Genomic DNA, 13,809 nt, shown 5'->3' on the forward strand with positions numbered 1-13,809 from the left:
ACCTCCCTACCTCCCCACCCCCCACAAATCAAGTTTTAGGGCTAGAACGAAGCGGCCCTGCCTACAACGGGGGGAACCCCCGCAACGGACTTCGCGCTCTACGCAGGCGTAACCGCGCTTACCGCACTTTGCGCACTTTGCCCGCAGGTGGTGAGTGCAGTGCGTTGGTGAAGCAGCAAGGGGGCGCGCGGGTTTCCCCCATGAGTGACTGCGAGAGGCGGGTTCCCCGACAATCACGCAACTGCGTGCGCCCGAAGGGCGCGGGGTCTGTCCGCTGCATTGACCGTTGGTCACCTCGGAACCCGTCGCCGGTGTTGGGACGGGTTCTTCCTAAAGATATATTTTTCCAAAAATTAGTTAAATCAACCCACCCAGACTAAAAATTTTTCTCTAATTATGATAGAAATCAACTATTTTTGTTGCAAATAGTCGAGTTTCTTTTTCAGGCGACTTCCTGCTGCTGCTATTGCTAATATACTGAGGCTAACCAGGAAAGAAGGTTCGGGGACGCTTGCAATTTTGTCGGTGATTTTTTCACCATTTAGGAGTGTATCTGTTAGATTAACTCCAATCAGGTTAATTCCTGCTAGGTTAACTCCGGTAAGGTTGGCTTTACTGAGATTAACTCCTATAAAGTTACTGTCGGTGAGGTTAACTCCGGTGAGGTTGGCTTCGCTTAAGTTGACTCCCACAAAGTTACTTTCGGTCAAATTAGCCCCTAAAAAATTGGCTCGTATCAGGTCAACTCCCGCAAAGTTTGTATTACTGAGGTTGACTCCCACAAAGTTAGTATCGGTTAAATTAGCCCCGAAAAAATTAGCATCTATGAGGTCAACTCCGGCAAAGTTCGTATTGGTGAGGTTGACTCCCACAAAGTTAGTATCGGTGAGATTAGAACCGAAAAAATTAGCACCTATGAGGTCAACTCCGGCAAAGTTCGTATTGCTGAGGTTGACTCCCACAAAGTTAGTATCGTTGAGGTTTACCCCTTGAAAATTCGCCCCAATTAAATCAACTCCGGCGAAGTTAGCACCACCTAAATTAACTCCAGAAAAGTTAGTATCGCTGAGGTTTACCCCTTGAAAATTTGCACCACCCAGGTTAAGTCCCGCGAAGTTCGCTCCAGCGAGGTTACACCCTACACAGTTATTCCCGTTTAAGACTCGCTCTAAGTCGGCGGGGTTAAAAGCGTGAGCGGGGGCAAAAAGCCCACCAATAAGGACAGAAAAAACTGTCGCTGATGCTGTTAGTATATTTGGCAGCTTCATTGATTTTATTAAGAAACTTCATCTGGGAATTTTTCAGACCAATCCTTGAAAATTTACCGAAATTTTCCCGATTGTTCAAGAGGTCTTTCTGAGTATAACTAAATTGGGGAAATTTGGCAATATAAAAAAATCGGGGCGTTCATTTTTACCCCGAATTTATATCTTTAGATAGATGATCGCACCCAAGACTATCTATCAATTTTTTTTGTTTAAATGTGGGTTAATTAGTTAAAGATTTCTTTAAGAATCAGTTGGCTAATGTCTGTAGGTAACAGAGGGTTTTCTTCTGAAGCTTCTGCTTTTTGAGTGAGAAAAACGGGGTAATCGCAAGTATTAGGCGGAATACAACCGTGAGACCCTTTAACGAGGTTAGCATCAAGGGGAATAACATCGAGTAAATAACGAAAACCTAATTGCTTGCGTAACAACTTCCAGGCAATTTTGACTTTAGGAAAAGGAATTTTGGGGTCAATAAAAAGCTCAACAGGATCATAACCTGGTTTGCGGTGAATATCAACTGTGCGAGCAAAATCTGGGGCGCGTTTATCGTCTAACCAATAATAGTAAGTAAACCAAGCGTGAGGATGAGCGATCGCAACTAAATCACCGGATCGGCTATGATTCAGATGAAATTCTTTTTGACCTTCCTTGTCTAAAATGTAGTCAATACCATCAACATTTTCGAGGATTGATCGCACTTTAGAAATATTAGCTTTTGATCGCACATAAATATGAGCAATTTGATGATCGGCGACAGCAAAAGCCTCACTAACACCTGTATCGAGCAATTCTAAGCCTAATTCTTCCCGGATGGATAATAAACCGTTTTCTCTCAATAATCTGTTCAGATGAATAGGTTGAGAAACTGGAGTAATACCATATTCTGACAATACCACAATATTGGCATTTTTGGCAGTATAATAGTTAATTAAATCTGCACAAACTTGATCAATCGCTTGTAAATCTTCTTGAATATCTTCGGCTTGAGTCCCAACACTTTGCAAACAATAATCAAGATGAGGAAGATAGATCAGTGTTAGCGTCGGATCTTGGCGAATATCCACCCATTTAGCAGAATCTGCTATCCATTGACTAGATGCAATTGAAGTCGCTGGCCCCCAAAATTTAAACAGGGGAAATTGACCTAAATCGGATTGAATTTGCGATCGCAAATCACCGGGTTGAGTGTAAATATCGGGAATTTTTCGACCATCAGCAGGATACATCGGTCGAGGGGTAATTCCATAGTCTACTGATGAATTCATATTGTACCACCAAAACAGATTTGCGGTTGTACAATTGGGGTTAATCTCTTTAGCCATCTCCCAAATTTTCGGAGATTGTACTAAACGGTTAGACTGTCGCCAAAACTTAATTTCATTTTCATCACGAAAATACCAACCATTCCCAACAATACCATGTTCACTCGGCCATTTTCCAGTTAAATAGGTTGTCTGGGCCGAACAAGTCACCGCAGGTAATACAGGTTTAATTGTATTAACTTGTTTCGCCCATTTCGACAGTTTGGGCATGGCTTTTAACAATGCAGATGTCAAACCTACAACATTAATAACTACTGTTTTTTGCATGGATTAATTGAGAATAAAACTACAATTTTCAAAGGATGCTAACTTGAAGCAGAGGAAACAGTCTGTTGTTGGTTTGAATATAGATTAGAATGATCTTGATAATGCTGAAGTACCCATTCATACTCTCTTTGAATAGAAGTGAGTAAATCAGTTTTGAGGTTTTCAGGAAGAACTTGAAAGGTGTAAGTTTCGATCTCTAGATGTTCACAGGGATAATCTTTCAACAAATCTAATACCGTTAAAATATCGTCTTGGGTAGACTGTAAAACGCCGTAAGTTTTGTTAAATATCGGAATGTGAAAATGAGTCCGCCACTCTTGAGCCGTTGTTTCTCTTAACTCTTGAAGTGCTTCGGGTAAATCAATATAGGATTGGAAAGTACCGTCTGGATGAGCAGCAACGACTTGATGAAGATAAGTAGAATCAACAAATTTATGCAAATATTCAGCGAGGTGATCACGTTCAGATTGATCTTGAGGAAGCTGATTTTTAATCGCTGCACTAATTTGAATTTTGCCAACTAAAATCCCGGCTTGTTTAAACTGTTCAAATACCTGAGATGGCTTTTCATAAACAACAGAAAAATGGCAAGTATCGTAACAGATTTGAATATGTTGTCGCAGAAGTTTCTCGGCTGTATTCAAATCAATCCCCAGTGTATCAGCGAGTTGTTTTCCACCGACAGGTAACAGCCAGTTCTCAAAAAAATCAATCACTTCGGCGGAATTCTCAATTAACCCATTGGGTTCGGGTTCAAGGTCAACATGAATAAATTTACCCGTTTTCTGATGTAAATTAACCAGTTCTACAACAACTTTAACCAGGTTAATTGTACTCTGTTTAAACACCTCATTGATATCAGATGAACTGTTAAACCAAGGCTTATAAGAAAGAGGTAGCGTTGAAATACTCCCATTTACACCTTGAGGTAACAGTTCCGCTAATATATAAGCCAGGTGCTGAGTGTAATTCGTTCGCTCTGATGTTGTCCAGTCTGGTGCATAAACTTGATCTTTCACCACCTGGTTATGAAAGCCACCATAGGGAAATCCATTCAGGGTAAAAACATAAAGATTATGTTTGGCTAACCAAGCTTTAAACTCACTCATTTCTGAGGGCTTAAGTTGGGTTGTTGCTTGATGAGAAAGTCTTAAACCAATCCCCAAATATTCAGAATTTAAGCGACTTTTCAAAGCTGGAATATATTGTTTTAAGTTATCAAAAACTTCCAGCCAAGATTCGCCTGGATGAATATTTGTACAGTAGGTCAAGTGAGTGCTATTTTCAGTAAGCTGCATTATAAATCAGCCTCCTTTAACATCATAATCGCTAGACGATATTTGTCTAAATCAACTTGGTGAACTTCTAAACCTTGACCAACGGTTGCAAGCAGCATTAAAGTCAACTCACCGCCCAAATGTTCTTGAAATTCACTTAACCCTCGAAACAGAGAACGGGAATGTTCAGGTTCAGTGAAATGAGAAGAAAGTTCAGCATCATAAAGACGAAATCCTAATGCTTTAAACAGGTTCAAAATTTCATTCAATTCTTGCTTGGTAATCAAACCTGACAAATAAGAATAAGTGCTGTCAAGACAAATTCCAATTGCTACAGCTTCTCCATGATAAAGACGGTAATTGCTGAGGTATTCTATACGATGTGCTGCCCAGTGACCAAAATCTAGAGGGCGAGAACTCCCCATTTCAAACGGATCTCCACCAGCAATATGATCGAGGTGCAACTTAGCACAACGGTAAACAATTTGCTGCATCGTATCTAAATCTCGGTTCACTAATGCTTCTGTATGATTAACAATAAAATCAAAAAAAGCAGCATCTTTAATCAGTGCAACTTTCACCGCTTCAGCCAAACCTGAACGCCAATTTCGATCATCTAATGTGGTTAAAAAATTGGCATCATTTAAAACCAAAGTTGGAGGTGCAAATGTTCCTAAAAAGTTCTTTTTCCCAAAAGCATTAATCCCATTTTTAACCCCAACTCCCGAGTCACATTGTCCTAAAACCGTTGTCGGTACCCGAATTAACCGAATCCCTCGATGGGCTGTTGCTGCGGCGTAGCCCACCAAATCTAACATCGCACCGCCACCCACAGCGATAACGTAGGAATGACGACAAAGTTCGGCTTCTGAAATTATCTTTTGTAAATTTTCAACGAGTTGAGGATTATTTTTCGCCGCTTCTCCCCCGGCAATTAAAGTTGAACCGGGTTTGAGGTTTAACGCATAGGAATGGCAATTACTATAAGCTTGAATTTGAGCCAGAATTTCCGTCTGTTGAGGAAGTCCACTATCAACAAATGCAATCACTTTTTTAACCCCTTCCCCTTTCGAGAGTAGCACATTTGCTAACATTGGATTATCGGGGTTAAATAAATCGCGAGTAAAGTGTACATCGTAGTTAAATGTAACTTTTACCTCTTGTTTTAGGGAAGCATACTCAGTGGATGAACTCTGGCTAGCGGGTTTAGAAGCGGGCTTAGAAAGTGTAAAAGTCATTGAAGTTTATCCTTTTTAATCTGTTTTTTTATGGTCTGTTGCCTGTAATATTAGGTCACTGCAAACAGACGCGCTAATCCCATTGATAACAGCAAGAGTGCTAACACTAGCAAACCGTAAAGTCCGCCAGCAAAGCAAGAAGCGAGTGTTGCATTGACAATCACTAAAGATAAAATTCCTGCTTGAACAGCACTGCGAATATAGTTAGGTTGGGGAAAAGTTGCCGCTCGTACAAACGGGGGAAAAATGCGCCAAGTCAGCAACCCAACAAACAATAAAGCACTAATTATATGAGCAGATGTAATTGCACAGCCCAATAAAATAGCAATGACAATACCCATCAGTACAACCGAAATTTGTCCAGTGCGACGATTTCCCCCATACACTTCACCTTGACTAATGGCGGTAATTGCACCAATATACAAAATAGGAATAATGGCGAGATAGGTGGGATGAATTAATGAAAACCCATTCTCAAAAATATTGCTAAAGGCTGTTGGTAAAACACTGATACCGAGTAATAAATTCCCCGCCCGACAAAACCCCATTGTTAACGGCCCGAACAAAGCATGATGTTTTGCTGTACTATCATAAATAATTGTCGCCGCAGCAATCAGACTGGCTAATAGGAGACTTAAGCCAGAAACCTGACTCGCTGCAAAAACTCCAACTGTTAACAAAAAACCCCCCAATATTGTCGCCTCTTGAGATGAAACAGCACCCCGAGGAATTGGCCGTTCCGGGCGTTCTTCGGCATCTAACTCTGCATCAAAAACATCATTAAAAACCACCCCGCCCCCGTAAAGTCCAGTTGTTGCTAACAGTAACCACAATAAAGAACTAATAGAGGCGCTACTCCCGGCAATGGCATATCCGGCTAAGATATCCGCCCAAGCTGTAGGAATATTGGGGGGACGCATGAGTTGAAAGTAGCCTGCTGTACGATTGCTTAGAATTGTTGTATTCAAATCAATTACCTTTGTGCTAGGACGAATAAATCTATATTTTTGGGGTTCAATCGGTTATTTTTAAGATGAATCAATTAAGATGAACCTGTCTCTAAAATTGGTGACGATTCAATCTATTTCTACTGAATCACAACTGAATCCCGCAGAGTTTTTGCATCTGGATTTTGCCCTCGCAATACGCTATTGCCATCAAACTGTGCTGTATGATCAACAGGTTTAGGTGTGAGCCAATCGCTTTCTTTAAATTGACCACTTTGACTATAAGCTTTGAGTGCATTTTCATAACAAACTGTTCGCACATCCGCCTCATTAATGCCTTCATCTAACATCAGTTGAGCGGTTTTGGGTACGGCTAAGGGATCACTTAATCCCCAGTCAGCACTACTATCAACAATGATGCGATCAGTACCGTATTTTTTAACAACTTCTACCATCCGAGCATTACCCATTTTCGTCATCGGATAAATGGTAAATGCAGCCCAAAACCCTCGCTCTAGAACTTCTTCAACGGTTTCTTCGTTGTTATGATCGATGATCACTTGAGACGGATCAAGACCATGTTCAATACAGCGATCCATACTACGACTTGTACCCGCTTTTTTGTTGCGATGGGGCGTATGAATCAGTACCAACATATCGAGTTCTTTGGCTAAAGCAAGCTGATCTTGAAAGTATTTATCTTCTGTTTCTGTCATGTCATCGTAGCCAATTTCACCAATTGCTACAACGCCTTCTTTACAGGCAAATACAGGCAACAAATCCATCACAAGTTCAGCAACGGTGGAATTATTGGCTTCTTTGGGGTTCAAACCAATTGTACAATAATGAGCAATGCCAAACTGAGACGCCCTAAACCGTTCCCAACCCACAAGACTGCTAAAATAATCTTTGAAACTGCCGGGGTTTGTGCGAGGTTGACCCAACCAAAAAGAAGGTTCAATCACAGCAACAATGCCATACTCTCGCATCACCAGATAGTCATAGGTTGTCCGTGCAGTCATATGAATATGCGGATCAATAAACATGAGATTGGTAGATTCCATAGTGATAGATGATGATAGTTTATTTGGCTGTATGGGTGGGGTTAGAATCAAGATAATTCTGAGTCCAACTGTTCCAAGTTTGCTGTTGGCTAAATGTTTTTAACTTGGGGCGAGACTCTAGCAATGACTTGATTTTTTCTGAATGGGAAATCATACAGGCGATCGCACCTGCTTCTTGTTGCATCGGATCGGGGTGATCCAACACTTTGATTAAATCTTCAGTCATACTATCGGTTGTGAAAGCACCCATTGCCCGCCACAGTTCAGGGGTAACACTGCGATCAGCAGCCCAACGTTCGTGGGCGTAGTCAATTAACATTTGTGACAAAGCGGGGTTAGTCCGATGATCAAGACTGATAATTTTGTGCAGTGGACTATCAATAAAAATCGCTTTTAAAACCATTTGGTTCCAAGCAAGTTCGGAAAGATAATGGGCAGGATAGGGGTTATGAAGTGCCACTGCATTGAATACAACTGACATATTTGTGCGTATTCCTTCGGCTGCCCGATCTTGGTATTTTTCCGGTGAAGGAAGTAGCGGCAACGCTTGATAAAGGGCGACTAGCTCATCGATATCAGCAGCAGAAAAGAGCTGATCAAGAATGCTTTGATAGTCTTCGGAGTTGCCTTTAATTAAGGATAAAACTAACAATGTTCGAGCCAGCCCGTCAACTCGCCAGTGTTGAGGATGCCAACCGGGGCAAATTTCTATTGCTACTTTTAAATCTTCATCGGTTAGCACCAAATTTGCTTTCCCTAAACGACGAGGAACTAAGCTGAATGCAATAAAAAATGATCTCTGGGTTGCTCCCTTCAACAGTTCAGACTGCTTTTGGGTCAGCCAAGCAAGCTGTTCGTTATCGAGTTGATTTGAGAGCCAGTCAAAGATTAGATTGATTGTCCGATTTAAGTGAGTTGATTGATTGATAGATGCAAGAACCATGTCGCTATTTTTCTGGATTAAGCTGTTTGATCTTTTGATTGTTGTTTATTGTATTGTCTATTATACAAACCTTAAAAGCTTTATTTCAAGGTGTTTTAATGTACAACAGTTTTAACTTCAATGAATAAACATCAAGCTTTCTTTGAAATTAATTTTGACATATTTACCTCCCTAAAAAGACGAAAATCTTCTTAGGTCAAAAGATATATTTGAACATTTGCACTTGACAAAATACTGCTTTTAACAGTCGTCTTGCACTTTTCTCAATATCAATTTTTAATCCCCCAATAACCTTCGGCGATTATTAAGTGATTTAGTTTTTAAACTGTTAAACCATGCCCTGTTTGTACAGTTTGACAAATGGTTTTGACTTCCCCAGACTTAATATAGATATTAACAGTTTTTTTAGATGCTAGCTAGAGATGCTATGTGCCTATTATAAACCAAGTTTATTTGAACAACAAATAAATAGCTCAAAAGCCCACACAATCAAGCGGATTGATGGTGAGTCACAGATTACTCCGCCGTTTTACGACGGAGCCTGTCTTGGACAGCATTCCCTTGCGCCGTCAGGCGCAAGGGGTCTGTCCGCTGCTGTGACCGTTGGTCACAACTTTGAGCAGACTTGGCATTTATACAGAAGTGCCTGAATAACAGCTTGATTAAGTTGTATCTGTCAAACACCTCTGCATAAACAGAACGATTAACGAGTCATTTTACGCTTTTTGAGGATCTTCGTTGCCATCAAACCAACCCCTCCCAAAGCTAAGACTGACATGGGTTCAGGTACTTTTTCAGCATCGTCATAATTAATGCTGAGTACCTGTACACGACCTTGGAAGAAATCTCCCACATAGAGTTTGTCATCATTGATTCCCGTGCCACCCGTCCAGTTAAATGCACCCGGTCGCAGGTCGAGTTCGGGTCCAAAAGGCCCAGTAGAACCATCCGGGGGAGGCGGAGGGATAATCTCACCATCGGGAGTGCGGGCAGGTTCACCAAACACAGTTAACAAATTACCTTCTTTATCAAAAACCTGCACACGGCTGTTGATAGAGTCAGCAACATAAATATTTTCTTCCTCATCGATTTCCAAGCCAATTGGTTGTTCAAACTGACCAGGTTCTGTTCCTTGCATACCAAACGCTAGAAGGGGATTTCCGTCTGGGTCTAACACCTGAACCCGGTTATTAAACTGATCAGCGACGTAGATATTACCACTAACCGAAGAAATGCGGATACCCGCAGGGCCTTGAAACTGTCCAGGTTCGCTTCCCGGAGTGCCGATGGTGTCAATGATTTCACCCGATCCGTTAATTTTCAGAATGCGATCGTTACTAAAGTCGCCAACATAAACATTATTCTCGGCATCAAAAGTAATCCCAGAAGGCCCAAAGAAAGCCCGACCTTCAATCAGTCCGCCAAATTCACCATCAGCGATAGTTTGAATATAGTTACCTTCAGGATCGTAAACATTCACCCGCAGGTTAAAAACATCACCCACATAGAGATTACCCGTTGTCGGGCTAAACTCCAACGCTCCAGGTTCATCAAACTCGCCCGGGCCGGTCCCGCCAGATCCGACCCCACCAATATATTCACCCTCGGGAGTAAAGATCGAAACTTCATTACCCACTTCAAAGTTTGTCGTCCCGTCGGGGTTTCGTCCGCGACCATTGCCGACATAAATATTGCCTGTACTCTCTTGAACCGAGACACCTTGAGGCACAAATAATTGACCAGGTGCAAAGCCAGGTTCACCAATTTGGCGCTCAAATTCGAGAGTAACAGCCTTAACTTCAGTTGCGATCGCACCTAAAGAGATTAACGATCCCGCTAATAGGGGTGTGAGGCTGGCGCCGACTGAGAATTTTTTGAGCTTCATAATAAGTCCTTAAGTTAAATTGACAATGGATGCTAGTTGCTTATTGGTCAATCGTCGTAAAGTTTGCCTGTTTTCGAGCCGTCTTGAAAGCAAAAGAAAGCGTTCCCAGAAGACCCCAAACTAAAACGCCATAGGCTGAATTGGGTTCAGGGATATCAACAGCTTCCCCTTCGGGATCGATTTGAAAGATTGTTGAGTTTGGGCCATTACCCCGACCCGCAACATAAACCAGGCCATCTGTTCCGACGGTTAAGTTTACTAACAACTCAACGCCCTCGACCTCGTTACCATCTAAAATCGTTGTAACTTTGCCATCGTTATCGATCTCGACAACTTTTCCGCGATCGCCCCCTAAAGCCAAAGATTCAGTTGCCAAAATAGTCGCGTAAGCCTTGCCACTGGGCGCAAAAGCAATATCAGTAAGCTGAATAAGACCGTTAGCAAATGTTGTTTGTTGACCGTTGGCATCAATTTGAGTCACTTCTGACTTCCCCTGGGGAAACGGAAACCCTCCAAACTCAGCAACATAAAGATTGCCATCACCACCAACCGCAACGCCTGTCGGCACATATTGGAGAGGAAAGAGGGGTTCTTCCGTTTCCGGCGTCTGAGTGGGATCGTTTGGTGCGGCAGGGGGCGGCCCTAACCCTTCCGGAAACTGGAGACTGTCAAAAGCAACAGTTTCCGGGTCAAAGATGGTATTGAGTTGAAGCTGGTTTTCTCTCCGACTGTAGGCAAACAAATTATTAGCGCCCGAGTCGGTGATATAAAGGGTATCGCCGTTGATCGCGAGGCTATTGGGGTTGCTGTCAATATCACCCCCGGTTGGGTTATTTTCCAGTTCATACCGGGCCAAGTCAGCTAACCGAGTCAGTTGACCTGTGACAAAATTGGCTTGGTAAAGGCTACCCAACTCCGAAGTCCCTAAAATCTCGTTTGCAGAGTAAGGATTACCCGCTAAGGCATTCAACGTTTGATCGCGCCTCGCTGGATCACCCACCGATCCATACAGGACGTAGGGCGTACCAAACGCATCAAATCCAATATCTTGTGGGCCGACAGCGTTGCTACCATCTGCCAAAGCTACAGAACTCAAGCCCGTCAGCACAGGCGTAACAGTGCCATCAGGGGAAACTTTACTGACGGCACCCGTATTGCCCAAATACAGGTCAAGACCAGGTATATTTGGCGAGGGGATAGAACTTGATGAAGTCGATCCTCCCCCAATTCCCGCTTCAGCAACGTAGAGTTCACCATCGGGGCCTTCATTGAGTCCTCTGGCGTTTTGAAGACCCTCAGCAAAGCGAGTAAATGTTGCCGCTTGAGCGGTGTTAGTAATTGAAAAGAATAAACAGGTAACTGCTAAAGAGCAAACCGAGTGGTTGATATTCATCTGCGGAGGAAAAGTCGAGACGGTCAAATCGGGCTAGAAATTGCGACAGGATGCAATTAAAAATCACACCCTAACTGCTTCTAATCCGCTTTTTTCAGTCCGTCTCGCTTGCCTTTTAAACCGAAAATGCTGGCACCGCCAAAGAACAATAGACCCAAAATAGTACCGGGTTCAGGGACAGACTCAACATCGTCAAACCGGATCACAGAACCATTGGTACCGATACCATTATTAGCAACATAGATGCCACCATCGGGGCCAACTTGAATCCCTGTTGCTGAGAAGATGCCTTCTTGAGCGATTGTCGTGCGTTTACCATCCGGCGTGACTTTGACCACTGAACCCGGCAAATTTTTTAAGCTTCCTTCGACACTGTTTTTCCACTGGGCTTCATCGGCAAATTGCAGCACTAACAGGTTGCCATCCGCATCAAAAGTCAAATCAGTAATCTGGGTGAAACCTTCTGCAAAGACTTCTGGAACACCAGCTTCATTAATACGGAGAACTCGGGCTTCGCCTTCAGGATAGGGATAACCCGTCAGTTCAGCATAATAAGCTGCTCCATCAGGCCCAATTGTGATTCCGGTCGGTACCGACTGCAAGTCTAACGGGCCTTCAGGAACCTCAAAAGAAGGCATTTCAGGTTCTTCGCCTTCGGGGGGAAGTTGGCTCGGGTCGCCACCCATCACTGGGGTATCTTCACCCGAATTTTGAGGCGGTTCAAAAGGAGAAGCAGGAGGAAATTCTACGTTGTCAACTAACTGAGTCGGGGCGGCAAAAGCATTCCGCAGTTCGCCATCCGCCAAGCCGATATTGTAGATGACGTTAGCGCCAGCATCAACTACAAAAGCGGAATCTTCTTGAATTGCGATCGCAAAGGGGTTGCTAATGTAGTCGCCACCGTCAAGGTTGTTCAACTGTTCGTATTGGGCAAAGTCAAACAGTTCGGTGAATTCTTGAGTGGCTAAATCGACCTTAAACAGTTTACCCAGGTTAGATACATTTAAGAGTTCGTCGGGATCTTCGGTCGGCGGGGCAATAAAGTCTTGTTCTGGGGGAAGTTCGGCATCTTGACTGAGTTCAAACAGACCGATATCTCGGTTGCCTGGATATCCAGCATAGCCACTAACGAGGTAAGCATTACCCAAGAAGTCAAAGGCAATCTCTTGGGGGCCTGCACCTTGCTCTAGAGTCGGCTGAAGTGCCAAGGAATCAAAGTTATCAATTACTCTTGTCTGAGTGCCACTGATTAGATCAACCTTAGTCAGCGATCCCGTCTGACCCGCACAAATATTGGCAAAAGCAGCACTTGGAGAAGGCTGACAGTTTCCGTCGCCGCCTGTACCTGTTTCTCCGACATATAGGCTACCGTCAGGGCCAAAAGTAATTCCGCTTGGATTGTTGAGTCCGCTAGCAACTGTTGTGAAATTTGCTGCTTTAGCAGGAGTTGCCGAAGCGAATACGGTGGTAATAGTTAGAAGTGTATAACCAATTTGCTTAAGTTTCATTGTTCCCGTGAAATAAATAGTCGTAGCTTGTAACCGATGAGAAGAAGACAAAAAATGACAGGGATAGCCATTGAGTGACTGATCATTAATCAATCCTCAAAACTTGGTAATAAATAGAGAGAAAAGTCTGAACTAATCAGAATGAAAGCTTTGGAGCCATGCTGAAGGAGCAGAGTAAAAAAGTTACTCTATACCACTAAGTTTCTCAGACTCTTTATTGCAATGAAGTCTATCTATATTCAAGCTCTAAACCCGTCTAAACTCCCTGTTAGACTTGGTTTTCTTCTCTGACACCCAGATAACTTTAGATAAGCTAACACAGCAAAAGAGGTCAAAAGGTGTCATTTTTTTCGTAAAGATTTGACTTTTTTTACGAAAATTTACGGAGGGATAGAAAAAAAATGTGATCCGTATAACTGCCTATATTTTAAATTGATTTTCTAAAAAATAATCACAGATATCGTAAAAAATGTCATGGTAAAATTGACAAAAATATGAATCCGCTATAGCCGTTCTTTTCTATTTCTTATTGCCTATTCCTTTTGGCATACTTTAATCCTACACCAGGGAATAGTAATCGGGGTAGGGCGGGTTGATCTAAATTTTTCCTCCCAGACCTGGCTATCGGCAGAACCAGCCCCTACAGAACGATCATTAATCGGATGTGATATGATAATTGTTCAAAAATTGGTGTCAT

The 13,809-nt window shown here is 42.7% G+C and carries 10 protein-coding genes; all 10 read right to left on the reverse strand.

Features of this window, described 5'->3' with window-relative positions; genetic code table 11:
* Window positions 1-410 precede the first annotated feature (410 nt).
* Complete coding sequence (locus L8106_RS04715; protein ID WP_009783067.1) at window positions 411-1,268, reverse strand: pentapeptide repeat-containing protein; 858 nt, start codon at window positions 1,266-1,268, stop codon at window positions 411-413.
* 224 nt (window positions 1,269-1,492) lie between these two features.
* On the reverse strand, window positions 1,493-2,857 hold the full coding sequence (locus L8106_RS04720) for an alkaline phosphatase family protein (RefSeq protein ID WP_009783068.1): 1,365 nt from the start codon (window positions 2,855-2,857) through the stop codon (window positions 1,493-1,495).
* A gap of 38 nt (window positions 2,858-2,895) precedes the next feature.
* Window positions 2,896-4,155, reverse strand: a complete 1,260-nt coding sequence (eboE, locus tag L8106_RS04725) for a metabolite traffic protein EboE (RefSeq protein ID WP_009783069.1) — start codon at window positions 4,153-4,155, stop codon at window positions 2,896-2,898.
* Window positions 4,155-5,372, reverse strand: coding sequence for a 3-dehydroquinate synthase (locus L8106_RS04730; protein WP_009783070.1), 1,218 nt, complete (start codon window positions 5,370-5,372; stop codon window positions 4,155-4,157). Before L8106_RS04730 ends, eboE begins: the two co-directional genes overlap by 1 nt.
* Window positions 5,373-5,422: 50 nt before the next feature.
* Window positions 5,423-6,340, reverse strand: coding sequence for a UbiA-like protein EboC (eboC, locus tag L8106_RS04735; RefSeq protein WP_009783071.1), 918 nt, complete (start codon window positions 6,338-6,340; stop codon window positions 5,423-5,425).
* Between the two features lie 119 nt (window positions 6,341-6,459).
* Window positions 6,460-7,383 carry a TatD family hydrolase gene (locus L8106_RS04740; protein ID WP_156803589.1) on the reverse strand — a complete coding sequence of 308 codons (924 nt, stop codon included), beginning with the start codon at window positions 7,381-7,383 and terminating at the stop codon, window positions 6,460-6,462.
* Window positions 7,384-7,402: 19 nt separating this feature from the next.
* The gene (locus L8106_RS04745) at window positions 7,403-8,326 is read right to left on the reverse strand and encodes an EboA family metabolite traffic protein (protein ID WP_009783073.1); all 924 of its coding nucleotides are present in this window, start codon (window positions 8,324-8,326) and stop codon (window positions 7,403-7,405) included.
* Between the two features lie 703 nt (window positions 8,327-9,029).
* On the reverse strand, window positions 9,030-10,211 hold the full coding sequence (scyF, locus tag L8106_RS04750; protein ID WP_009783074.1) for a scytonemin biosynthesis PEP-CTERM protein ScyF: 1,182 nt from the start codon (window positions 10,209-10,211) through the stop codon (window positions 9,030-9,032).
* 40 nt (window positions 10,212-10,251) lie between these two features.
* Window positions 10,252-11,604 (reverse strand): ScyD/ScyE family protein, encoded by a 1,353-nt coding sequence (locus L8106_RS04755; RefSeq protein WP_009783075.1) that lies wholly within the window; start codon window positions 11,602-11,604, stop codon window positions 10,252-10,254.
* A gap of 80 nt (window positions 11,605-11,684) precedes the next feature.
* Entirely contained in the window at window positions 11,685-13,112 is a 1,428-nt protein-coding gene (locus tag L8106_RS04760) for a ScyD/ScyE family protein (RefSeq protein ID WP_039895551.1), read from the reverse strand.
* Window positions 13,113-13,809: the final 697 nt, after the last annotated feature.

The sequence above is a fragment of the Lyngbya sp. PCC 8106 genome, assembly GCF_000169095.1.
Taxonomy (GTDB): Bacteria; Cyanobacteriota; Cyanobacteriia; order Cyanobacteriales; family Microcoleaceae; genus Capilliphycus.